This window comes from Serratia sp. YWN4 (assembly GCF_055790845.1).
Genome location: NZ_CM147696.1, coordinates 827,471 through 849,044, shown reverse-complemented (window position 1 = coordinate 849,044; position 21,574 = coordinate 827,471). Strand labels below are relative to the sequence as shown.

The 21,574-nt window shown below is 52.1% G+C and carries 19 protein-coding genes; 1 reads left to right on the top strand and 18 read right to left on the bottom strand.

All coding sequences use genetic code 11. From position 1 onward, the window contains the following. Positions 1 to 141: 141 nt before the first annotated feature. The 4 genes from ACX9GT_RS03955 to ACX9GT_RS03940 form a co-directional block, all read right to left on the bottom strand. On the bottom strand, positions 142 to 2,802 hold the full coding sequence (locus ACX9GT_RS03955; RefSeq protein ID WP_473189914.1) for a fimbria/pilus outer membrane usher protein: 2,661 nt from the start codon (positions 2,800 to 2,802) through the stop codon (positions 142 to 144). 77 nt (positions 2,803 to 2,879) lie between these two features. Then, complete coding sequence (locus ACX9GT_RS03950) at positions 2,880 to 3,581, bottom strand: fimbria/pilus periplasmic chaperone (RefSeq protein WP_473189913.1); 702 nt, start codon at positions 3,579 to 3,581, stop codon at positions 2,880 to 2,882. A 54-nt stretch (positions 3,582 to 3,635) separates the two neighbouring features. Beyond that, the gene (locus tag ACX9GT_RS03945) at positions 3,636 to 4,181 is read right to left on the bottom strand and encodes a fimbrial protein (RefSeq protein ID WP_473189912.1); all 546 of its coding nucleotides are present in this window, start codon (positions 4,179 to 4,181) and stop codon (positions 3,636 to 3,638) included. Positions 4,182 to 4,303: 122 nt separating this feature from the next. Beyond that, complete coding sequence (locus ACX9GT_RS03940) at positions 4,304 to 4,684, bottom strand: winged helix-turn-helix domain-containing protein (RefSeq protein WP_473191502.1); 381 nt, start codon at positions 4,682 to 4,684, stop codon at positions 4,304 to 4,306. 554 nt (positions 4,685 to 5,238) lie between these two features. On the opposite strand from ACX9GT_RS03940, the gene ACX9GT_RS03935 reads away from it, so the two are divergent. Continuing rightward, on the top strand, positions 5,239 to 6,279 hold the full coding sequence (locus tag ACX9GT_RS03935) for an IS630 family transposase (RefSeq protein ID WP_473189911.1): 1,041 nt from the start codon (positions 5,239 to 5,241) through the stop codon (positions 6,277 to 6,279). 1,074 nt (positions 6,280 to 7,353) lie between these two features. Here ACX9GT_RS03935 and ACX9GT_RS03930 read toward each other — a convergent pair. The 14 genes from ACX9GT_RS03930 to ACX9GT_RS03865 all read right to left on the bottom strand — a co-directional run bounded on the left by ACX9GT_RS03930 (position 7,354) and on the right by ACX9GT_RS03865 (position 21,539). After that, a complete protein-coding gene (locus tag ACX9GT_RS03930) occupies positions 7,354 to 8,265 on the bottom strand; it encodes a LysR substrate-binding domain-containing protein (protein WP_473189910.1) in 912 nt (303 codons plus the stop codon). Between the two features lie 354 nt (positions 8,266 to 8,619). Then, complete coding sequence (locus ACX9GT_RS03925; protein WP_473189909.1) at positions 8,620 to 9,009, bottom strand: PLDc N-terminal domain-containing protein; 390 nt, start codon at positions 9,007 to 9,009, stop codon at positions 8,620 to 8,622. 391 nt (positions 9,010 to 9,400) lie between these two features. Then, on the bottom strand, positions 9,401 to 10,195 hold the full coding sequence (locus ACX9GT_RS03920) for an ABC transporter ATP-binding protein (protein ID WP_473189908.1): 795 nt from the start codon (positions 10,193 to 10,195) through the stop codon (positions 9,401 to 9,403). Beyond that, positions 10,192 to 11,094: an ABC transporter permease gene (locus ACX9GT_RS03915; protein WP_473189907.1), complete on the bottom strand. Its 903-nt coding sequence runs from the start codon at positions 11,092 to 11,094 to the stop codon at positions 10,192 to 10,194. The genes ACX9GT_RS03920 and ACX9GT_RS03915 overlap by 4 nt, the downstream gene beginning before the upstream one ends. Before the next feature lie 205 nt (positions 11,095 to 11,299). Beyond that, positions 11,300 to 12,262, bottom strand: coding sequence for an ABC transporter substrate-binding protein (locus ACX9GT_RS03910; RefSeq protein WP_473189906.1), 963 nt, complete (start codon positions 12,260 to 12,262; stop codon positions 11,300 to 11,302). A 187-nt stretch (positions 12,263 to 12,449) separates the two neighbouring features. After that, positions 12,450 to 13,421: an isoaspartyl peptidase/L-asparaginase family protein gene (locus ACX9GT_RS03905; protein ID WP_473189905.1), complete on the bottom strand. Its 972-nt coding sequence runs from the start codon at positions 13,419 to 13,421 to the stop codon at positions 12,450 to 12,452. 57 nt (positions 13,422 to 13,478) lie between these two features. Then, a complete protein-coding gene (locus tag ACX9GT_RS03900) occupies positions 13,479 to 14,447 on the bottom strand; it encodes a peptide ABC transporter ATP-binding protein (RefSeq protein WP_473189904.1) in 969 nt (322 codons plus the stop codon). Beyond that, positions 14,444 to 15,418, bottom strand: a complete 975-nt coding sequence (locus tag ACX9GT_RS03895) for an ABC transporter ATP-binding protein (protein WP_473189903.1) — start codon at positions 15,416 to 15,418, stop codon at positions 14,444 to 14,446. The genes ACX9GT_RS03900 and ACX9GT_RS03895 overlap by 4 nt, the downstream gene beginning before the upstream one ends. A 9-nt stretch (positions 15,419 to 15,427) precedes the next feature. Continuing rightward, the gene (locus tag ACX9GT_RS03890; RefSeq protein ID WP_473189902.1) at positions 15,428 to 16,357 is read right to left on the bottom strand and encodes an ABC transporter permease subunit; all 930 of its coding nucleotides are present in this window, start codon (positions 16,355 to 16,357) and stop codon (positions 15,428 to 15,430) included. 12 nt (positions 16,358 to 16,369) lie between these two features. Continuing rightward, positions 16,370 to 17,395 carry an ABC transporter permease subunit gene (locus ACX9GT_RS03885; RefSeq protein ID WP_459399981.1) on the bottom strand — a complete coding sequence of 342 codons (1,026 nt, stop codon included), beginning with the start codon at positions 17,393 to 17,395 and terminating at the stop codon, positions 16,370 to 16,372. A gap of 15 nt (positions 17,396 to 17,410) precedes the next feature. Continuing rightward, positions 17,411 to 18,157 (bottom strand): SDR family NAD(P)-dependent oxidoreductase, encoded by a 747-nt coding sequence (locus ACX9GT_RS03880; RefSeq protein WP_473189901.1) that lies wholly within the window; start codon positions 18,155 to 18,157, stop codon positions 17,411 to 17,413. Next, positions 18,154 to 19,215 (bottom strand): ketopantoate reductase family protein, encoded by a 1,062-nt coding sequence (locus tag ACX9GT_RS03875; RefSeq protein ID WP_473189900.1) that lies wholly within the window; start codon positions 19,213 to 19,215, stop codon positions 18,154 to 18,156. The genes ACX9GT_RS03880 and ACX9GT_RS03875 overlap by 4 nt, the downstream gene beginning before the upstream one ends. Continuing rightward, a complete protein-coding gene (locus ACX9GT_RS03870) occupies positions 19,212 to 19,913 on the bottom strand; it encodes a creatininase family protein (RefSeq protein ID WP_473189899.1) in 702 nt (233 codons plus the stop codon). The genes ACX9GT_RS03875 and ACX9GT_RS03870 overlap by 4 nt, the downstream gene beginning before the upstream one ends. A 111-nt stretch (positions 19,914 to 20,024) precedes the next feature. After that, positions 20,025 to 21,539 (bottom strand): carboxypeptidase M32, encoded by a 1,515-nt coding sequence (locus ACX9GT_RS03865; protein ID WP_473189898.1) that lies wholly within the window; start codon positions 21,537 to 21,539, stop codon positions 20,025 to 20,027. Positions 21,540 to 21,574: the final 35 nt, after the last annotated feature.

The following is a 21,574-nucleotide window of genomic DNA, read 5'->3' as shown; positions in this document are numbered from 1 at the left end:
AGCCCGGCTATACACTGTATTATTCTCTTCATTCTTTCACCTCTGGCACAACTGTATGCGCCACACTTGCTATATTTTTATATCGTCTGCGCGACGTAAATTATTTGGCTTCACCCGCCGAGTCGCGGTCATACAGGACGGCTAACCCTGGTTAATCGCCGATATTGCGTCATTTTTTGCCAGTTTAGACTGCTGGGCCGCTTCAGACGTTGGCACCGTACAAAGGGAGTTGAACTGTTGTATCTGGGTCTGTTGCTGCCCTTTAGCGATCGGCATAAGCAGATAACTGACCGTACACTGCCTCTCACCACCCTCGCCCCATTTCACCCGCAACTGGCCCTTTTCCTCTGCCACACGCGCATACAGCTGCCCGCCTTGGCCTACCGAGCCCACGCTGTTACCTTGGCTATCAAAAATATCGGCCCCAAACGGCACTGGCTCACCCTGATAGGTCGCATTCACCAGAATTGGGGTGCCCTGTTTGGTGATGTATTTCACCTTCACCACCGCCCCGGAATACGGCGCCACTTTCTGGCTGGTGTTGTCCAGCTCCACGTTGGCCGCCGTGCCTTTCGGATCAATACTGACTTCATTCATCTGGTACGGGTTCAGATAAGGCACGGCCGCATACCCCCATGGGTCAATGTGCAGCCCCGGATAGGACGATACGCTGGCCCCTTCCGCGCCTTTGGCTTCCACCAGGGCAAAAGTGTCCGAGGTGTACGGCGTAAAGGTCACCCCACCCGAATGCCCAATCACCGTGCCGTTTATCCCGGCAGAGGCGCTCTGGTAGCTTTTACCGGTGCTGTAAGTCCCACTCAGCGCCGCCGCCGGGCTACGGTAGTTACCGCTCACCGAGCCGCTGGAACCCACACCCTGATTGGCATTCATGGCCGTGACGCCGTAGCTGAACTGATTTTCCCCCCCGGCAATACCGGATACGGTGGCCTGCTGACCATAACGACCCGTACTGTCATGCGACAAATCCATGCGTAATTGAGGGGTGTATGTCTGATCGTCGCGGCCCAACGGCAGGCTAAAGCTCAACAGGTAATTGGTTTGCGCCGTTCCCAGGCTGGAGAAGCTGCGGTTGATGCTGAAACCGTAAGAAAGGCGTTGATAACGATTGTTGTAGCCTATCTGGTACTGCTTCTCGCTGCCGTCTTTGTTCCAGTAGTTCTGTAGTGAACCACTGACGTACAACTGCCCCCAGCCTTCGGGTAACCCCTGCCCGGCGGTCAGCGTCAGACGGTTTTTGGCGCGTGAAATCGCATCCGGTGAATACCCCTTCGCGACCGCCTCACGGGTCTGCATCGCGGTCATAAAGTCCATATAACCATGGGTGGAGAAGCGATAGGCTGCCAATGACAGGTTACTGTTGGTTTCGCTGATGAGCTTGCTGTAGCTCACCTGATAGCTCTGCCCGCTGAGGCTGTTGCTCGACTGGTGCTGGCTATCATCTGTTACCGGGCCTTTTCCCAGATGCGTGCGCGCCTGGGTGACATCAAAGGCCAGCGCCCCGATCGGCACACCAATTGCGGTGCCCAGTTGCAGCGCATAATAATCCTGGCTCGCCTGCAGGCCGCCATAACCGGTGATGGCGTTAGTCAACCCGTACTGATAGGTCGCCTGGTACAACGCCGGTTTCCCACGCAGACTATCGCTGCGCACGTCGCCCGCCGTAACGGCATAGCGCGACGCCCCTGGGCGCAACAACTGTGCCACCGAGGCATAGGGCACGCTGAAGCTCTGTTCGGTGCCATCGGACTCCCGCACGGTAACATCCAGATCGCCGCCGTAGCCGGTCGGGTACAGATCGTTGATCAGGAACTCCCCCGGCGTGACCGTGGTTTCATACAGTACCTGGCCACTCTGGCGCACGGTAACACGGGCGTTAGTTCGGGCAATGCCGCGGATTTCCGGCGCGTAGCCACGCAGGGATTCTGGCAACATCCGCTCGTCGGTGGCCAGTTGAATGCCGGAGAACGGCAAGGTATCGAAGAGTTGCCCGGTGGTATTTGACTGCCCCATCAGCAGCCGCGCCTTCAGCGCCGGGATATCCCGCTGCAGGTAGGTGTTGATATTGCTGTACTGGTTCGGCCCGTTGTCCATACGGGTATAAGAGCCGTTATGCCGCAGGTACCAGGCATCAATATTCACCCCGGCATTCACCCCGGCAAACACCGAATTAAAGCTGTTGCCATGCGATTCACTGGTGTAACCATTGACGTTATAACCAAATAATAACGCAGGCACACCACGATCCCATAACTCTGGGCTGACGGTTCCCCTGGCAGTATTCAGCATATAGACCTGAGGAATAACAATATCCAGGCGTTGTTCATTACTGTCGTAGTTGACTCGCGCTTCGGGCAGCTTGTGCTCCAGATCTATGCACAACTCACCGCCATTTTTTTGGTTAAAAAAGTCGGCAGGCAGTTTGTCATAATTGAACGCAATATTTTTAGCGAGATCCTGGGTCAGACAGGGATAGATCGATTTATCTGCCCGCGCCTTGAATTCAATATCGGTATTACTGATGAGCTGATGATTAATATATAAAGCGGTTCTATACACCCCAGATAGCCCGGAAGACCCGTTGGCAAAGCGGCTGAGGTCAACCGATTTTTGATCATCAACATTCAGGAAAGAAGCATCGAACTCCAGATTCTTTGCGATCTCTTCCTGTGGAGCAGAAGCAACCATTTCAGCGTTGACTTGCCCCACGCAAAAAGTCGATAAAATGGCCACCGCCAAAGGGGAGAGTCGGCCATATAAGCCACATTGCAAAGATTTTGACATAAAGAATCCCTTCAAGAATTTATTTCCTGAATCATGATGGATACCGTAATTAACTCTATTTACGCCTATCCGGCGGCTTATTTCACAACAGCGTCAAAGGTATTCACTGCACCATAATCATTGACAAAACTACCCATCACTTTGCTCCCTGCCTGCCCCGGCAAATCCAGTACCATGGTAGAACGTGGGGCAATCATGGCGCTTTCGAGTTTTTTGCCGTTGATCGACAGCCCCACGAGAGAAGCATAATAGGGGGTAGGATTGGTCACCTGCACGCGGTTACCCTGGCTGCTCCAGGTCACCGCTTTGACCGCATCGTTGGCATTGCCTTCCAGGCCCACCGGGCGATAGAACAGTTTGATACGGGTACGGAAAGCCATCTGCAGACGGTTTTCACTGTCTTTCGCCGGGCTTTTGGCCGGAACTTCCAGCACGTTCAACCAGAACACTGATTCTTTATCCATCGGCAACGCGCCGCCCGCGTAGCTGATGCGCAACGTCTGGCCCTTGCTCGCTTCAACTCGGTTCATTGGCGGGGTCAGCACAAATGGCACTTTGATGGCTGCCGGTTTGGCGTTGGTGTCACCGTTATCGATCCAACTTTGCAACAGCACCGGAGACGGCCCGACATTGTTGATCTTGACGCTGACCTCTTTGGCATCAGAAGGATAAATCACCCGCGTACCGCTTATCACCACGCTGGCCAGGCTGTGAATGCTGAACAGGGCGGCGGCGGCAAAGGTAAACACCTGACGCCTATTGAGAGAAAGAGACTGCATAATAAACTCCTGACGAACACCCGGATTGGGAGGGGGATCCCCTCCCACAGCCCATTACTGGTACTGAATAGAATAAACAACGTTGCTGACCACGGTACCCGCTTCGGTTGCTGCTTCAGCGTAGTAACGCACGGCGTATGGCAGAGTAGCGCTGCCACCGGAAACGTCTTTATAGGTTGTGTTAGTCACCTGGTTCTGGTTACCGGCCAGGATCACAGCCCGAGACGAACTGGACGCGTCCAGCAGTTGCAGGCTGACACCCTTGGCGGTACCGGTCAGGTTTTTCAGACGGCCAGTCACGGTATCGACCGAAGTGCCCGCTTCAAAGAAGGCAGAAGCGGTCTTCAGCGTGCCTGCACAGTTGTTCAGTGCCATAACAAAGCCAGTCTGACCCGCAGTCTTGGTTGCCTCATCCAGTTGGTTGATGCCTACCGTTGGTAGAGTCACTGTAGCATCGGCAGCCTGACCATCAACCACTACATCGCAGGTATTCGCCGTCAGCTTACCGTTAAAGGTAATGGTACCGGTAGAAGCCGCCTGAACCAGACCTACGGAACCGAATACAGCGACCAGGGACGCAACGATTGCTAACTTTTTCATATATATTCCTACTTACCTTGTATTGTTAAACCATTTTAACATCCATTAAAATGGGGTGATTTATACCTATATATATAGGATATAGGTATGTTGAGCTTGCTCTGATATTAATAGAGCAAAATTTATATAATATGTAATGAATTGACTTTAGAGCTCCCTATGGAGTAGCCAATGCCATGTACACTCCCAATAAAATCGTCAGGAAGACCAATAGATGAGAGCTTTTTTCTTAATTCATTGATCGTTTGCCAAAGTCGTTGATTAGACGCTGATAAACTAAACTCTTCCCACACATTTTTCATAATGTCATTTTTATCAATGACTGCATTTTGGCTATTTATCAGCAAGCAAATTAACAACCGAGATTGAGTTTCATTTAAAGAGACAGCCTTGAAAAAAATGGAGTGCTCAGAGGGTTCGTCACTGTAATAAAAAAGTTTTCTACTAGCAATGTTGAATAGAATATTATCATCAAGCAGAAAGCCATAGAGTCTACTTCCCATTTCCACACAAATCTCGGTTCATTATTTCCCTTTTAATAATAAAAATAACAACCCACCCTTGAGTCGCTTATTATATAAATCATTTTCTTCATAGCAACTTATCTAAAACAATAATTTTGCCTGTTCTTAAAAAACACATTTCAGCATTTAATGCTGAAATTAATAAATTTCAAGGCGTTTAAAGTTGCACATTTTATATTCAATATGATTTTATTATGTCAATACTAGAAATACTCCATCAACCAAAAGTTCTGAATTTTTGAAAAAAAAAGATTAAACAACTAGATTTTTTATTTTTTTTATTTAAAATCAATAAATTAAATAAAAAGCATCAGTTAAGATTTATCTGTTTGTCAAGACGTGCCTGTACCATTCTGCTCTATTCCTTTTCACAACAAAGTGATGATGATAATTTACTTAATTATCAATATATTACTATTATTCCAAAGACTAAATACCTGCGCCTAATAGTAGATCACTGAAGGGAACTCAATCCGGTTTGAGCGATCTGATCAATCGCCAAACATCACAAACCCTCACAACCGGACTGAGCAATGCCGATCATAGCACCCATCCCCCGACATGAACGACGCCAGATGCAAAAAATCATCCAGAAAACACCAGATAAAAATCATGCCAGACGCCTTATCGCCATGTTGATGTTACACCGTGGCGAAACGTCTACTTACGTGGCCAAAACCTTGTGTGCCGCCCGTTCCTCTGTCGGGCGATGGGTCAATTTGTTCACATTATGCGGCTATGAAGGATTGAAAAGTCTCTCACCTGGACGTCCCATAAAATGGCCTACTGAGGCAATGTTGAAGATGCTTGATTTGCTCATTCAGCGTTCTCCTCAGGACTTTGGTTATCTGCGCTCTCGGTGGAGCACTGAGATGTTAACGATTGAAATTAATAAGTTATTTAACTCGACGTTACACCCTGGCTCACTTCGTCGCTGGTTGCCAAGGGTTGGGATTGTGTGGCGCAGAGCGGCCCCGACATTACATATCAAAGATCCTGATAAAGAGGAGAAACTGGCAGCTATCGATACCGCATTGAAAAATAACAGTCCTGAACATCCTGTCTTTTACGAAGACGAGGTGGATATCGACTTAAACCCTAAAATAGGTGCAGACTGGCAGAAAAAGGGTCAACAGAAACGCATCCCGACACCGGGTAAGAATGAAAAACATTATCTCGCGGGAGCCCTTCATGCAGGAACCGGTAGAGTTGATTATGTCAGTGGAACACACAAAAACTCAGGCTTATTCATTAGTTTGTTGCGCAAGCTGAAAAGCACCTACCGAAGTGCCAAAACTGTTACGCTGATTGTCGATAATTACATCATTCACAAGAGTAAAGAAACCTTGGGCTGGTTGAAGAACAACCCGAAGTTTATTGTTATTTATCAGCCTGTTTACTCACCATGGGTAAACAGGATAGAGCTCTTGTGGTTGGCATTACATGAAACAGTGACACGTAATCACCGTTGCCGGACGATGTGGCAACTGCTGAAAAACGTGGGCCAGTTTATGAAAGCTGCTTCACCATTCCCAGGCAATAAACCTGGCTTGGCAAAAGTGGAGCGGTATTAGGCGCAGTTATTTAGCGTGGCGTATCATCCATTTCCCCTACCTATAAGAGTTACGGCAGACGACTATAGTATGCTCCATACCTCCAAAACCCTTGATGGCAAAGCTTCAGTATCATAATGAGAGGCAAGCTAATAATTATGTAACATGACTCATTAGGCACGGCAAACAGATGGAGCGCTTTAATCAAATCAACGTAATCGTTTGCCCAGCACGCCGCGGTTAATAATCATACAATTGGTACAACGCCTCTTCGGCAGAAACTCAGCACTGCCAGATTGATATCTCCCCTCTGCCAGCACCCCAGAATTAGTTTGACTGAGTTGACTTTCATTTCAACGGGGTAATCTCACCCATCGCAATTTTGCACACTGGCTTTTTTAATGCTTACCCGATCTACCTTTAGGTAGAGCGATTTTTCGCCTTTGTATTGAGCAGAATGAAAAAGGTCAATTGCTCTAAAGCAGGGTATTACGTTCATTTTATCCAATAAGAGAAAAATCAACACGTTATTATACGATGTAAAGTAGCAAGCAGGATAATATCTATCCTAATACCTTAATCATAATGCGTGTACTATAAGATTTTTCTATTCAACTGTGAAGAGGCTATTTTTTATCAATGATAAAAAAACTGTTTTTTTTAAATAAATCTAATGATTCATAGAAATACAGCCACCAAACAAACAACATAACCTACTGATTTACAAAATCCACATAAATTTTATTGATGATTTTTAATACAAAAAAATAACAGAATAAAAAATACAACAAAAGAATTATTTATGAGAATTTTTATTATTTTATATGCTTTATGTACCGTTAAAATTTGGCTACCTGCATGCACCCTCTAATATGCTGATATTTTAGACAGATATGCGCCGCCTAAAAAAATAAGATATACCTTACCCCTGTAGATTATTTCACCCGTAGAATATGGTCTCATAGTGTCGTAGATAGTGTCGTAAGCATAATCCTACGTGTGGCGGAACTGCTGCGTGAAACATGGCGATTTACGTTGACTCACTGCCCATATGACCAGCCCACACACTTATACAGCGCCTATCTCACCCCCCAATTACGTACAGATTTTACATTGATAACGAATTTCATCTGCCAACTGTTTGGCAACGGGCGTCATCGCCGTTTTTTTGCTGTATATCAAACTAAAAATGCCATCGGGAAGTTTTTCACTCACCGGAACCTTGCAGAAGGCTTTCTCATTGTGAGGTTGGGTAAGCATCATTTCAGGCCCAATAAAAAGATAATCGGAGTTAATAATAAGATGTTCTCCTATTGCTAGTGAGTCACTGAATAAAATAGAAATATTGCTATTTCTCCCCTCGGGGAATAATTGTGATTCAAGGTCGGCATAATACCCAGCTTCAGACATCGGTAAATACCATTTAGCATCACGTAATTCATGTAATGAAGTGCTGCCTGCCAGTGGGTGCCCTTTCCTGGCAATAACGCAGAACGCGGTTGTCAGCAGGGGTTCCACAATAAACTCATTCAGATAAAGATCAGGGGGAGTGACGCCAATAAAGAAATCCAGTTTTCCCAAGCGCAGCGAAGGCAGCAAATCAGAAAGCTGTCCTTCGGTCATGGTAATACGAGCCTCTTTATTCAGCACTTCGTGAAACCTTTCTATGACGGTGGGGAGAAGGCTGCAACTTGGCAAAAGGGAGCAACCAAAAGAAACCGAGCCCTGCGTGGATTGGGTCATCTGACCTATCTCATCAACCGCACGTTTCAACTCACTTAAGACCAACCTCATTCGAGGTTCAAAAAGCTTGCCCATGTCAGTAAGGATAATACCGTTTACCCCACGTATAATAAGAGGGGTCCCCAGTATCTGCTCTAACTCTCTCAAACTGCGTGTCACCGCAGGTTGTGTTTGCTTAAGCATTCTGGCGGCAGCATGCATGCTGCCGCATTTTATAATCGCTTCAAAGACTCTTAATTGACTCAATTTTGGCATGTATGTCATAAACCCACCTTTGAGGTTGTGACCTGCTATTGCCGGAAAAAGTGTAAATGCTCGTTTTCTCGTGGCGTCAGGTATTCCCACTCAGAAATCGCGATCGGGCCTAGCTTTTATCTTATTGATTCATATAAAAAATGAATGACGAAAAAAAGCCTGTAACTCGATAAAATCGTTATTATTATGGCAGACTTTCGATAGGGCGGGGTCAGGATCGTAAAAACTACCTGGAACTAAAGTTGGTGTGTTTACAAAGCAGTAATACTTGACCATTACGGGTGAGCAGGTGGCACATTCTATTTCTATGAAAGCGCAGTCTGGCAATAGGCTGCGCTTACTCAAGAGAAGCAGCTAAAAATATCAGGCTAATGCTTTGGCCTTAAGTTGCAAATATTCACTTTCTGTAATAACCCCTTCATCCCACAGCTTTTTGGCATCCGAAATTTGCTCGGCGGGTGATTTGCCCGCAACTTCACGGATATACTCTTTGGTCGCAGAAACATTTTTTTGCACCGATGCACGATGCCGCTCAGCCATCCCTTTGCCACGTGTAATCAGGTAAACCAGCGAGGTTAACAGCGGGATGAACAGCAGGAAGATAATCCAGACGGCCTTATAAAAACCGCTTAGCTCGTGATCTCGAAAAAGATCGGACACGACTTGGAACAGAATAAACAGGTAGGCAATAAAAAAGAATAGCGAGAATGTCGTTGCCAGAACATCCCAAATAGTCAGTAAATGTGCGGTCATTAGCGTTCCTTAACATCAAATAAAACATAATAGATATTTTTTGATCTAGGCTGTGCCTGCACAATAGTTAAACTGAAAGATTAAATTCATTGATTTACTTTAAAAATAAACCACATGACACAAGCTAGACCGGCTTGGTAACAATGATAACTATATGTCACGGTTTCATTTTTTCCATGTTGTGCACTAAAAATAGTGGCGGGTAAGCGAGGAGGCTTGTTGAAGTTTCCGCCCTATTTTCGGTTTGAAGTAACCATTGCTTTAGGGTGTTACGAAGACGCCACATTTGCCACTATGGCCATAAAATCGTGGAGATCGTTATCCCGCGAACCCGCTGGCAAGGGTGCTGCTATCCCCTTGACGGGTATAGCAGCAAATCCAACAGACCGGCTTAGCTCAGCAGTAACCCGTCATCATCCAGCTTTTCGCCGCGCGTTTTTTCAAACATCTCCAGCAGATCGGTCACCTGCATGTTTGCCCGCTGCTTACCGCTGATATCCAGCACCACGCGCCCCTGATGCAGCATTACCGTTCGATGACCATGGTCCAGCGCCTGGCGCATCGAGTGTGTCACCATCAGCACCGTCAGTTGCTGCTCGGCAACAATACGGTCGGTCAATGCCAAGACAAAGGCCGCCGTTTTAGGATCGAGCGCCGCCGTATGTTCATCCAGCAGCAGTAACCGGGAAGGCTGTAACGAGGCCATCAACAGGCTTACCGCCTGCCGCTGCCCACCGGAGAGCAGCCCCATGTGATCGCCTAAGCGATTCTCCAACCCCAACTCCAGCGTGGCCAGCTTGTCACGAAACAGTTCACGCTGTTGGTTTTTGACCGCGCGTTGAAACCCGCGGGCTTGACCACGTTGCAGCGCCAGCGCCAGATTCTCTTCTATGCTCAAGCCTTCACAGGTTCCCGCCAGCGGATCCTGGAATACCCGAGCCACCATGCCAGCACGGCGCCAGGCGGGCATTGCGGTGACGTCCTGCTCGCCAATAAACAGCTGACCGCTATCGGGGGTAATATCACCGCTGACCGCATTGAGCAGCGTGGATTTCCCCGCCCCGTTGCTGCCAATCACCGTAACAAACTGCCCGGCTTCAATGTTCAGAGACAGCCCCCGCAATACCGGGTTCTCCAGCGGAGTGCCGGGATTAAAGGTTTTAAACAACTGCTCGGCACGCATCATGATGATCGCCTTCCTTGCTTGCTTTTCAATTTCTGTTTCAACTTCGGCAGAACCAGTGCCAGCGTAACCAATACTGCGGTGATCAAGTTCAGATCCTGCGCTTGCAGGCCAATAAAGTCGGCATTCAGCGCCAGCGCGATCATCAGGCGGTATAACAATGCCCCCAGCAACGTCGCCAGGGTGATCAGATAAAGGCTACGAGCAGGCAACAGCGTCTCGCCGATGATCACCGCCGCCAGCCCAACCACGATGGTGCCAATCCCCATAGAGATATCGGCACCGCCCTGGGTTTGTACATACAACGCTCCGGCCAGCGCAATCAGCGCATTAGAGAGCGCCATGCCGAGCACCGTCAGCCGATTGGTGGCAATACCCTGAGCGCGCGCCATACGCGGATTCGCGCCGGTCGCCCGCAGAGCCAGGCCGATTTCGGATGTCAGGAACGCATCCAGCGCCAGCTTAACCAGCAGCACGACGACCAGCAGCAGCAACGGCTGAATCAGCCAGGCATTATCTTCAACCTGACTGATGAAAGGTGTGAACACGCTCGGCAAGCCAATGAGCGCCAGGTTAGGCGCACCCATAATGCGCAGATTGATGGAGTACAGGGCAATCATCACCAGAATACTGGCCAACAGTTGCAGAATACCGAGCCGCACATGCAGCCAGGCGGTCAGACAACCCGCACCAGCCCCGGCGATAGCCGCTAGCCCACAAGCCAGCCAAGGATTATAACCACTGACGATCATGACTGCGGCAACGGCACCGCCTAAGGGGAAACTGCCGTCAGCGGTCAAATCGGGAAAGTTGAGTAAACGAAAGGAAATCAGCACTCCAAGCGCCACCAGCGCAAAGATCAGGCCGATCTCCAAAGCCCCCATCAGGGAAATTAACGACATGCAAACCTCATAAAAAACCTTGGCCCACCAGATCTGGCGGGCCATTCCCTAGAATATACCCTTCATACTTCAAGTTGCTTGGGTGTTGGCCGCCTTCGTTCACCCTGGTCACATAGTTTATCTATGCTCCCAGGGTTTCACTCAGTTGCCGCCTACAAGCAACTCGAATTATTTTGGGTATAAACAACTATGCAAATACGGAACGTTACTTGATCACTTCCTGCGCTGACTGCACCAGATCCGCAGGCAGGGTAACGCCCTGCTTCTGCGCGGCGGCTGGGTTCACACTCAGGCTGAGCTTATTGCCTACTTCTGGCGCAATGGTGCCAGGTTTTTCACCCTCTAACAGGCGCACAACGATTTTACCGGTCTGCCGCCCCAGATCGTAATAGCTCATCCCCAGCGCCGCCGCCGCGCCGCGTTTGGCAACGCTGTTGTCGCCAGCGATCAGCGGGATCTTGGCCTGATTCGCCACAGCCACCAGCGACTCATAGGTGGAGATCACGTTGTTATCGGTGTTGGTGTAGATCACATCGACTTTACCCACCAGGCTTTTCGCCGCCGGGCTCACGTCAACGGTGCGCGCTGCCGGAGCCTCAACCAGAGTCATACCGCGTTTGGTTAATTCCTCTTTCAGCTCTTTCACCACTACCGTCGAATTGACTTCACCAGGGCTGAATACCATACCAACCCGCTTGGCGTCTGGTTTAACCTTTAAAATCAGATCCACCTGCGGGCCCATGGCGACGCGGTCAGAAACCCCGGTCACGTTGGTGCCGCTTGGCTCCCAGCTTTTGACCAGCTTGGCCGCTACCGGATCCGTCACCGTAGTAAACACTACCGGAATGGTTTTGGTGGCGGCAATCACCGACTGGGCTGCCGGGGTTGAGATCGCCACTATCGCATCGGGCTTGTCACCGATAAACTTACGCGCGATCTGCCCGGCGGTAGCCATATTCCCCTGCGCACTCTGGAATTGAATCTTGACCTTATTCTGGTCATAGCCTGCGGCTTTTAATTCATCAATGACTCCATCACGCGTCGCATCCAGCGCCGGATGGTCCACGATCGAGACGATAGCCACCGATTTCGGCGTAGCCGCATAGCTGCTTACCGCAAATAAGGCTGCGGCAACGGCGACAAAAATCTTTCGATTATTTAAAAGCATAGGGGCATCCTTTTAGAGTTATAGTGAGTGCCTGAAATGGCGGCAAATCATCCTAACACAGTGTTTTACCGCCATCCACGAGCCTACATTCCGTTAACATCCAAAATCAGAAGAAATCATTTGATAAGCTGACTGAGATCGGTGATTCGTGTCACAAATCCCCACGCTTTGGCTCGCCCCTGAGCACTTATTTAAAAATCGCGGTGACCACATCCTCTTCCCCCGCATAGGCGTAACCACGGTACATCCCTTCACTGTTAAAGCTGAGGCTGATATTGCCTTCTGCATCGACGGCAATCAGGCCGCCCTCTCCGCCAATCGACGGTAGCTTTTCCATCACCACCTTATTGGTGGCCTGTTCAAGGGATAAACCCGCATAGCGCATCAATGCACAAACATCATAGGCGCTAAGCAGGCGCATAAAGGTTTCGCCGGTGCCGGTGCAGGAAATAGCAGCGGTGTGATTATCCGCATAGGTTCCAGCGCCAAAAATCGGGCTGTCGCCAACGCGGCCGACCTGCTTATTGGTCATCCCGCCGGTGGAGGTCGCCGCTGCCAGATTACCCTGGCTATCGAGCGCCACAGCACCCACGGTGCCAAACTTCTGCTCTTCATCAATTGGCGCGGGTTGTACGGTTAAGGCTTCGCCACTGTGATCGAGCGCAGTGCCCCCCTGATGATCCCGCACCCGATAAAGTTGCTCACGGCGTGCTTCGGTAAAGAAGTAGCTGCTGTCCACCCGTTCCAGACCGTGCTGCTGGGCAAAATCCTCGGCTCCAGCGCCGACAAACAGCACATGCTCGCTGTGCTCCATAATCGCGCGCGCGGCTTTGATCGGGTTTTTAATCTGGCTGACGCAAGAAACCGCACCCGCTTGCAGATCTTCGCCGCGCATGATCGCCGCATCCAACTCATGGGTTTCCGCATGGGTAAAGACCGCGCCTTTACCGGCGTTGAATAGCGGGCAGTCTTCCAGCAGGGTTACCGCCAGGGTCACCGCATCGACGGCGCTGCCGCCCGCAGTGAGAACCTGCTGGCTCGCCAGCAAAATGTTGCGCAAGGCGGCATGATATTCCTGCTCTTTTTCTGCGGTAACCGCCTGGCGGCTGATGGTCCCTGCTCCACCATGAATAACGATTACGGGTTTTATGACATGCATTTGATAACCTTAATAAGTGGTTGATTACAGACCATTGCTACCAACGGCCTGAAACGATCAATTAATTCTCTCAACGTGATGGCAAGCCACCTGAGTAGCGCCAAAAGCGCGTAACTGCGGCTCATCGTGCTGGCAGCGTTCATCGGCAAACGGGCAGCGCTTATGGAAAGCGCAGCCAGCAGGCAGATTCAACGGACTGGGCAATTCCCCCATGATTTTAATCTTTATTTTCCGATCTTCCGGGTAGATGGTCGGCGTCGCCGATAGCAGCGCTTTGGTATAGGGGTGCAACGGCTGCGCATACAGCGCGGTTTTGCTGGCGATCTCAACCGCACGCCCCAGATACATCACCATCACGTCGTGCGCCACATGCTCCACTACAGAAAGGTTATGGGAAATAAACACATAGGTGGTATTAAATTCCGCCTGTAGATCCATAAACAGGTTCAGTACCTGCGCCTGAATAGAAACATCCAGCGCCGAAGTGGGTTCATCCGCAATCACAATCTTCGGATTGAGCATCATGGCGCGCGCGATGGCGATCCGCTGCCGCTGCCCGCCGGAAAACATATGCGGATAGCGCTGATAATGTTCCGGGCGCAGCCCCACTTTCGCCATCATTATACGCACCCGCTCTTCGCGCTCTTTGGCATTGAGTGAGGTATTGATCACCAGCGGATCGCTCAGCTGTGTGCCAATTTTGCTACGTGGGTTTAACGAAGCATAGGGATTTTGAAACACCATCTGCACTTTGCTACGCATTGCCTTGCGCTGGGCGGCGTTGGCCCCCACCACGTCCTGCCCGTCCAGCACCAGCGAACCGGAAGTTGGCGCTTCGATCAGGGTTAACTGACGCGCCAGGGTTGATTTACCGCAGCCGGACTCACCAACCACCGCCAGAGTTTTACCGGTTGCCAGTGAAAAACTGACGCCGTTGAGCGCCTTAACGCGCTGGGGTTTACTCAAGAAACCTTGGCCAACCTCATAATGACGAGTCAGATCGGTGGCCTGCAATATTGTTTTCATCGTTGACCTTCGGCGCTGAGAGGAAAGTGACACCTGACGGCACAGTGCTCCATCACCCTGAGTTCTGGCCGCTGAAGTCGGCATTGATCCTGCACATAAGGGCAGCGCGGAGCCAGCAGGCAACCCACCGGGCGATCGAATTGCCCCGGCACGATCCCCGGCAGAGTAAACAGCCGTTCCGTACCTTTGCTGTGTTCAGGGATCGATTTCAACAACGCCTGGGTATAAGGGTGATGCGGCTGACGGAAGATCGCAGGCACCGCAGAGACTTCGGCAACCTGCCCGGCGTACATCACCACTGCTTTATGGGCGATTTCCGCCACCACTGCCAGATCGTGGGTGATCAGGATCAGCGCCATACCCTGCGTTTTCTGCAAGTTCAGCAACAGCTCCATCACCTGCGCCTGGATGGTGACGTCCAGAGCCGTGGTAGGCTCATCGGCGATCAACAGCTTAGGCTTACAGGCGATCGCCATAGCGATCATCACGCGCTGGCTCATGCCCCCCGACAACTGATGCGGGTAGGCCTCTAACCGGCGTGCAGGATCGGGGATCTCCACCAGCGTCATCAGTTCAATGGTACGATCGCGCAGCGCATTGCCCTTCAGGCCGTGGTGCAGCGTCAGCACTTCCATGATTTGCCTGCCCACGGTGTAGCTGGGATTGAGCGAAGACATCGGATCCTGAAAAATCATGGCAATGTCTTTACCAATGATTTTGCGGCGCTCGCGCGGCGACATGTTCAGCATGTCATTGCCATTGAATTGCAGCATATCGGCAGACACCCGCCCCTGCTTTTCCAGCAGCCCCATCATTGCCATCATGGTGACCGATTTGCCCGAACCGGATTCACCGACGATGCCAACGATCTCCCCCTCTTCGACGGTTAAATTCACATTTTCTACGGCGCGAAACGGTTTTGCCCGCGCGCCGAATTCCACAGAAAGATTACGAATCGCTAACAGACTCATGGGTTCACCTTATCCTGCCTGCTTCAGCCGAGGATCTAATGCGTCACGCAGGCCGTCGCCGATCAGGTTGATCGAAACGACGGACAGCAAAATCGTCAGGCCCGGCATGGTGACGATCCACCAGGCGCGCTCCATATATTCACGCGCCGAGGCCAGCATGGTTCCCCACTCAGGCTGCGGTGGCTGAATGCCTAATCCTAAAAAGCCGAGCGCGGCAATCTCTAAAATCGCCGAAGAGAAGCTCATGGTCATATGCACAATCAGCGGAGCCATACAGTTTGGCAATACGGTGAAAAACATCAGGCGCAACGTACCGGCACCGCCGACGCGGGCGGCGGTCACATAGTCGCGGTGCAGTTCCATCATCACCGAGGCACGGGTCAAGCGCACGTAACCGGGCAAGGAGGCAATGGCGATGGCGATCATCGCATTGAGCAAGCCTGGGCCCAGCACCGCCATGATGGCAACCGCCAGCAGCAGGGTAGGCATGGACATCATGATGTCCATTAACCGCATCACGGCAATGCCGATAACGCGTGGGTAAAACGCCGCCAGCAGCCCGAGGATCGCCCCCGGGATCAGGGCAAACACCACCGCACAGAAGCCAATAAACAGCGATAGCCGCCCGCCGTGCATCAAGCGGGAAAGAATATCGCGCCCCACCTCATCGGTGCCTAAAGGAAAAGCGGCGCTGCCGCCGGTTTGCCACATCGGTGGCTGCATTAAATGATCGCGGTATTGGGTAATAGGATCATAGGGCGCGATCCACGGCGCAAAAACAGCGGCAATCAGCACCAGCAGCATGAAGCAGAACGCCACGGTCGCGCCACGGTTGGCAAAAAAGCTCTGGTAAAACTCTTTCAGCGGTGAAGGGTAGCTGCTGGAGAGATCGTCCTGTTCTGCCGCCGCACCGAGAGTATTCAAAATAGTCTGAGTCATAATCAGGCCCTGTTAAGCATGGCGAATACGCGGATTAACCACACCGTATAAAATATCCACCAGCAGGTTGGTGATAATCACCAGCGTCGCCACCAGCAGAATACCGTTCTGCACCACCTGATAATCACGGCGGCCAATGGCTTCAATCAGCCATTTACCGATGCCGGGCCAGGAAAAGATGGTTTCCGTCATCACCGCGCCGCCCAACAGTGAACTGACGCTCAGGCCGATAATGGTGAGCACCGGGATCAGCGCGTTACGCAGCGTATGGCCGAAGATCACCCGGAAAGGCGATAGCCCTTTGGCATAGGCAGTGCGCACATAGTCTTCACGCAGCACTTCCAGCATTGACGAGCGCGTCATGCGCGAAACAATCGCCAGCGGCACGGTGGCCAGCACGATCGAAGGCAGGATCAGGTGTTTCAGGGCATTCAGGAACGCCCCCTGATTGGCGTCGGGATCCTGATATTGCGCGATCAGCGAGTCGATCAGCATAAATCCGCTGTGCGGTTCGATGTCGAAATCCAGATCGATGCGCCCCGATACCGGCGTCCAGCCTAGCTGTACCGAAAAGAACATGATCAGAATCAGGCTCCACCAGAAGATCGGCATGGAAAAGCCGGTTAGCGACAGCCCCATCACGCCATGATCAAAAATAGAGCCGCGCTTTACCGCCGCCAGCACACCGATCGGAATACCAACGATAATCGCCAGGATCATCGCCAAGGTGGCCAGTTCCAGCGTTGCCGGGAACAGGGTTAAAAACTCATGCAGCACGGTCTCGTTTGAGGTTAACGAGATGCCTAAATCACCGTGCAACAGGCTGAGCAGATAGTTGAAATACTGCTGCGGCAGCGGCAGGTCCAACCCGAGCTTTTTCAGCATTTCTGCGTGATAGGCCGGATCCAGGCCGCGCTCGCCCATCATGATCTCCACCGGATCGCCGGGGATCAGACGGACCAGCAGAAAAGTGATCAGGGTGATGCCGATAAACGTCGGGATCAGCATCAGTAACCGCTTGATAATAAATTTAATCATCGCAATACCTGCCCATTACTTACCGCCATCCACCGACAGCGTTTGCCCAGACACCCAGCCCGAATCCGGCGAGGCAAAGAACAGCACAGCATTGGCAATATCTTCTACCTTGCCCAAACGGCGCATGGCGATTTGGCTCAGAATGGCCTGTTGTCTGGCTTCGCCAAACTTCTGCCACTGGCGTTCGCTGCTAGGGTTGGAACGCACAAACCCCGGCGCAACGCTGTTGACGGTAATACCGAATGGCCCCAGTTCATGCCCCAACTGGCGGGTCAGGCCAATCTGCGCCGCTTTCGCCGCCGCATAGGCCTGGATGCCGGTCAGGCTGATACCCAGCCCTGCCCCGCTGGAGATATTGATGATCCGGCCATAGTTGGCGGCTTTCATTGAGGGCGCTACCGCTTGGGCAAACCAGAAGGTGCTATCCACGTTGACCTGAAACAGCGCGTGCCACTGCTGCGCCGTCACGTTTTCCAGCGGGTGGCCTTCCTGGCCGCGCACCCCACCGGCGCAGTTCACCAGTACATCGACCTTACCCACTTCTGCCACAAAGGCGCTGACCTCGGCCTGCACGGTAACGTCAACAACCCGCGCCTGGGTCATGGCACCACACTCCTGCTGGGTGATCGCCAAGGTTTCGGCATCGACGTCACATACCCACACCTTGCCGCCCAACGCGGCGAAAGACTGGGCAATCGCCCGACCAATCCCCTGTGCTGCACCGGTTACCACGATGGTCTGCTGTGAAAAATCGAGATTCATTGGTCACTCCTTTTGAGTAAGGCCGCTACCCGATCGAGGTTGGCCCAGGATAGCGCTGCACCCTGTTCAATCTGATGAATACCGGCAATCACCGCCTGCAACAGCGGCGTGGCGATGCCAAGCTGCGCGGCTTCACGCACGATGACGCCGAGCTGTTGATCGACTTCGGTTTTACGTTTGTGAATGGCTAAATCACGCCAGATGCCGCTGTGGGTTTTGGCTGAACGCCGGTTGAACGCCACCATCGCATCCATCGAGGCCTGGCTTTCTGCCAAAGGCGCATTGGCGCTGAACGCCGGGGGATGGAAACCGTTGAATCCTTCCAGCGGGATATTGGCCGCCTCGGCAACCGCGCAAACCTCTTTGCCGATGGCGATCAACACCGCGCGATAGTCAGGATGCGCCAGCACGTCAACGATGGATTCATTGGTCAATGCGGTGCCAAACAGCAGCGCGCCGTAGCCCAATTTCCCCCACAGATAGCTGAAGATCCGTTCCGTTTGCAGCGCGTTTGGTTCAAATACCTGCATCAGTTGCAGAATGTCGGCCAACCGGGGCGTCAAGGCACCGTTCAGTTCGCCCACCACCACCGCACCGCGCCCGGCATAGTGAATGTGGCCGGGTTCCAAAATATCGGCACCAAAGTTGATAAAGCAGCCGATACAGCGAGATTCCCCCACAATCTCAGCAATGATCAGCTCATTTAAGCCGTTTTGTACCGAGATCGCTTCGCCCTGTGCCGCGAGATGCGGTGCCAGAGCCCGGCAGGCGGCCTCGGTATGCTGCGCTTTAGTACAGAGGAAAATGCGTGGATATTGGTTTGGGATCGCCGCGCCCTGCGCATCACAGGAAAAAAGCTGTTCCGGTAACAGCGCTTTGGCGGTGACGACGAACTCTTCAATCGGCCCGCTGATGCGCAGCCCGTGCTGGTTGATCGCCGCCACATGAGCCGGATTGTTGTCCACCAGCAGCACGTTCTTACCGGCACGGATCCAGTAGGCAGCCAGCGTGCCGCCCATGGCACCTGCGCCCCATACAACAATCGGTGAATCACTCATTGCCATGGTCCTTCAAGAATCGCGCGGGTTTCAGCGACTGCGACTTGCCACATGGCTTCCTCCACCTCGGCAGGGCGTTGATAGTAGCCACCAAAGTTGCCGTCACCCAGATAGTCTTTGGCCTCTGCCGCATTCATCACATGGAAACGCTGATAGTCGATCGGCGCTTTACGCGCATCCGGGCACGGCGCATTGGCTAAACGCGTCCAAGGCAGGTTTTCCATCCAACTGGCATGAGAAGAGGTAGAGTCCACCGAGCGCACGTTGGCCAAGGTGTTGGGCGCATTCCACCAGTTATAGAAGCGGACTTTAACTTCGGGATGGCTGAGCATCCATTCGGTTGCCGCGCTGTGGGCGGGCTGATTGCCGCCATGGCCGTTGACCAGCACGATACGTTTGAAACCTGAGCGAGCCAGGCTGTCCAGCAGATCGTGGATCACGCACACGTAGGTTTCGACGCGTAAAGACACGGTGCCGGGGAAAGCGGCAAAATAAGGCGTAACGCCAAACGGTATGGCCGGATAAACCGGAATGCCCAAAGGCTCTGCCGCATCCACCGCCACTTTCTCTGCCAGGATCATATCCACGGCAACGCTTAAATAGGCGTGCTGTTCAACGCTGCCCAATGGCACGACGACGCGATCGTCCTGCTGTAAGTAGCTTTCGATCTGCATCCAGTTCATATCTGCAATTTTCATGACTTATCCCTCTGTTTACCTGTGGGAAGGGGCTTGAACTCCGCGATGTCCCCCCTCACCCTAGCCCTCTCCCCAAGGGAGAGGGAACACGTTAGCCTTGGCTGGCACTCGTTAAAGTTGGTACAGCTTGGTAAATTTCTGCTCCAGATAATCCAGATACGGCGTGGCATCCAGACCCTTACCGGTGGCGCGCTGTAATAACTCGTGAGGTAAATAGGTGCGGCCATGTTGCAGAATATTTTCCGTCAGCCACTGCTTGAGCGGTGCGTAATTCCCCTGAGCCAGTGCCGTGGCTAATGACGGCTGCTGCTCCAGAGCGGCGGCCATAAACTGTGAGCCCATGACATTGCCAAGGGTGTAGGTCGGGAACGAGCCGATCATGCCCTTTGACCAGTGAATATCCTGCAACACGCCCTGAGTATCCGTGGTCGGTTTCACCCCCAGATAGGCCTGGATTTTCTCGGCCCAGAAGCCCGGCAAATCGCGGACCTTCAGACTGCCGTCGATCAGCCCCATCTCGATCTCAACCCGCAGCATAACGTGGAAATCGTAAGTCAGTTCGTCGGCTTCGACGCGGATCAGGCTCGGCTCCGAACGGTTAATCGCCCGGTGGAACTGCTCCAGCGAAATGTCGTCCAGCACGCCGGGGAAGGTGCTCTGCAAGGTGGCGTAATGGTTCTGCCAGAACGGCAGAGAGCGGCCCACGCGGTTTTCCCACAGGCGCGACTGCGACTCATGCACGCCATAGCTGGCACCGGCCACCGCATACAGGCCAAACAGATCCAGCGTGAGTGCCGTACCGCTCAGCGCCGGGGAAACATTCTGCTCATAAATGGCGTGGCCCGCTTCATGCAGGGTGCCAAATAATCCGGCGTTGATAAATTGCGGGTTAAAGCGCGTGGTAATGCGCACATCGTCGCGGGTGATGGAGATTTCAAACGGATGGGTGGTGGTATCCAGACGGCCACGTTGGAAATCATAACCAATCATCGCTGCCAGTTGAGTAGATAGCTCACGCTGCTGCGCCACCGGAAAATGGCGGTGTAAAAAGGCATTATCAGGTTTAGGTGCCGCATGCACCCGTTTCACCAGCGGTAATAAACGCTCCTGCAACTGGGCAAACAGGGTTTTCAGCGCAGGCACGGTCAAACCGGGTTCATATTCATGCGTCAGCGCTTCGTACGGGTGGTTTTCATAGCCGACAACATCGGCAAAGCGGCGCTTTAAAGCAACAATCTGCTCTAAATAGGGCTGGAACAGGTGGAATTTATTCTGCTCCCGCGCCTCGCGCCAGGCCACTTCGGCGACGGCCACCAACTGCGCCTGCTCCATTACCAGGCTGGCAGGGACTTTTTTATAATGCGCGATCGCCTGGTCTAACGCCTGATGCGATCGCTGCTGATGCAGGGTTAAATCCGCCAGTTGCTTCTCCTGCGCCAGCGCCGAGGCCAACTCATCGGACAAAATCATATTCTGTGCCAGGCTGCTCAGGGTGGCAATTTGTTGCCCACGATGGATGCTGGCACCATTTGGCATACCGGTGCTGGCATCCCAGTTTAATAAATTAATCACGTTCAGCAGATCGCTCAGACGAGTGACCTGCTCTTTTAATGGAACATGGCTCATAGTCTTCCTCAAAATAACGCCTCACCATCCTTATA

Excerpts from the sequence above, each read along its gene's own strand:
- ACX9GT_RS03900 (WP_473189904.1), bottom strand. The coding sequence starts at position 14,447 with ATGAAAACAATATTGCAGGCCACCGATCTGACTCGTCATTATGAGGTT.
- ACX9GT_RS03920 (WP_473189908.1), bottom strand. The coding sequence starts at position 10,195 with ATGATGCGTGCCGAGCAGTTGTTTAAAACCTTTAATCCCGGCACTCCG.
- ACX9GT_RS03885 (WP_459399981.1), bottom strand. The coding sequence starts at position 17,395 with ATGATTAAATTTATTATCAAGCGGTTACTGATGCTGATCCCGACGTTT.
- ACX9GT_RS03925 (WP_473189909.1), bottom strand. The coding sequence starts at position 9,009 with ATGACCGCACATTTACTGACTATTTGGGATGTTCTGGCAACGACATTC.
- ACX9GT_RS03935 (WP_473189911.1), top strand. The coding sequence starts at position 5,239 with ATGCCGATCATAGCACCCATCCCCCGACATGAACGACGCCAGATGCAA.
- ACX9GT_RS03910 (WP_473189906.1), bottom strand. The coding sequence starts at position 12,262 with ATGCTTTTAAATAATCGAAAGATTTTTGTCGCCGTTGCCGCAGCCTTA.
- ACX9GT_RS03955 (WP_473189914.1), bottom strand. The coding sequence starts at position 2,802 with ATGTCAAAATCTTTGCAATGTGGCTTATATGGCCGACTCTCCCCTTTG.
- ACX9GT_RS03865 (WP_473189898.1), bottom strand. The coding sequence starts at position 21,539 with ATGAGCCATGTTCCATTAAAAGAGCAGGTCACTCGTCTGAGCGATCTG.
- ACX9GT_RS03915 (WP_473189907.1), bottom strand. The coding sequence starts at position 11,094 with ATGTCGTTAATTTCCCTGATGGGGGCTTTGGAGATCGGCCTGATCTTT.
- ACX9GT_RS03895 (WP_473189903.1), bottom strand. The coding sequence starts at position 15,418 with ATGAGTCTGTTAGCGATTCGTAATCTTTCTGTGGAATTCGGCGCGCGG.
- ACX9GT_RS03940 (WP_473191502.1), bottom strand. The coding sequence starts at position 4,684 with ATGGGAAGTAGACTCTATGGCTTTCTGCTTGATGATAATATTCTATTC.
- ACX9GT_RS03870 (WP_473189899.1), bottom strand. The coding sequence starts at position 19,913 with ATGAAAATTGCAGATATGAACTGGATGCAGATCGAAAGCTACTTACAG.
- ACX9GT_RS03875 (WP_473189900.1), bottom strand. The coding sequence starts at position 19,215 with ATGAGTGATTCACCGATTGTTGTATGGGGCGCAGGTGCCATGGGCGGC.
- ACX9GT_RS03890 (WP_473189902.1), bottom strand. The coding sequence starts at position 16,357 with ATGACTCAGACTATTTTGAATACTCTCGGTGCGGCGGCAGAACAGGAC.
- ACX9GT_RS03905 (WP_473189905.1), bottom strand. The coding sequence starts at position 13,421 with ATGCATGTCATAAAACCCGTAATCGTTATTCATGGTGGAGCAGGGACC.
- ACX9GT_RS03880 (WP_473189901.1), bottom strand. The coding sequence starts at position 18,157 with ATGAATCTCGATTTTTCACAGCAGACCATCGTGGTAACCGGTGCAGCA.
- ACX9GT_RS03930 (WP_473189910.1), bottom strand. The coding sequence starts at position 8,265 with ATGACATACATGCCAAAATTGAGTCAATTAAGAGTCTTTGAAGCGATT.
- ACX9GT_RS03950 (WP_473189913.1), bottom strand. The coding sequence starts at position 3,581 with ATGCAGTCTCTTTCTCTCAATAGGCGTCAGGTGTTTACCTTTGCCGCC.
- ACX9GT_RS03945 (WP_473189912.1), bottom strand. The coding sequence starts at position 4,181 with ATGAAAAAGTTAGCAATCGTTGCGTCCCTGGTCGCTGTATTCGGTTCC.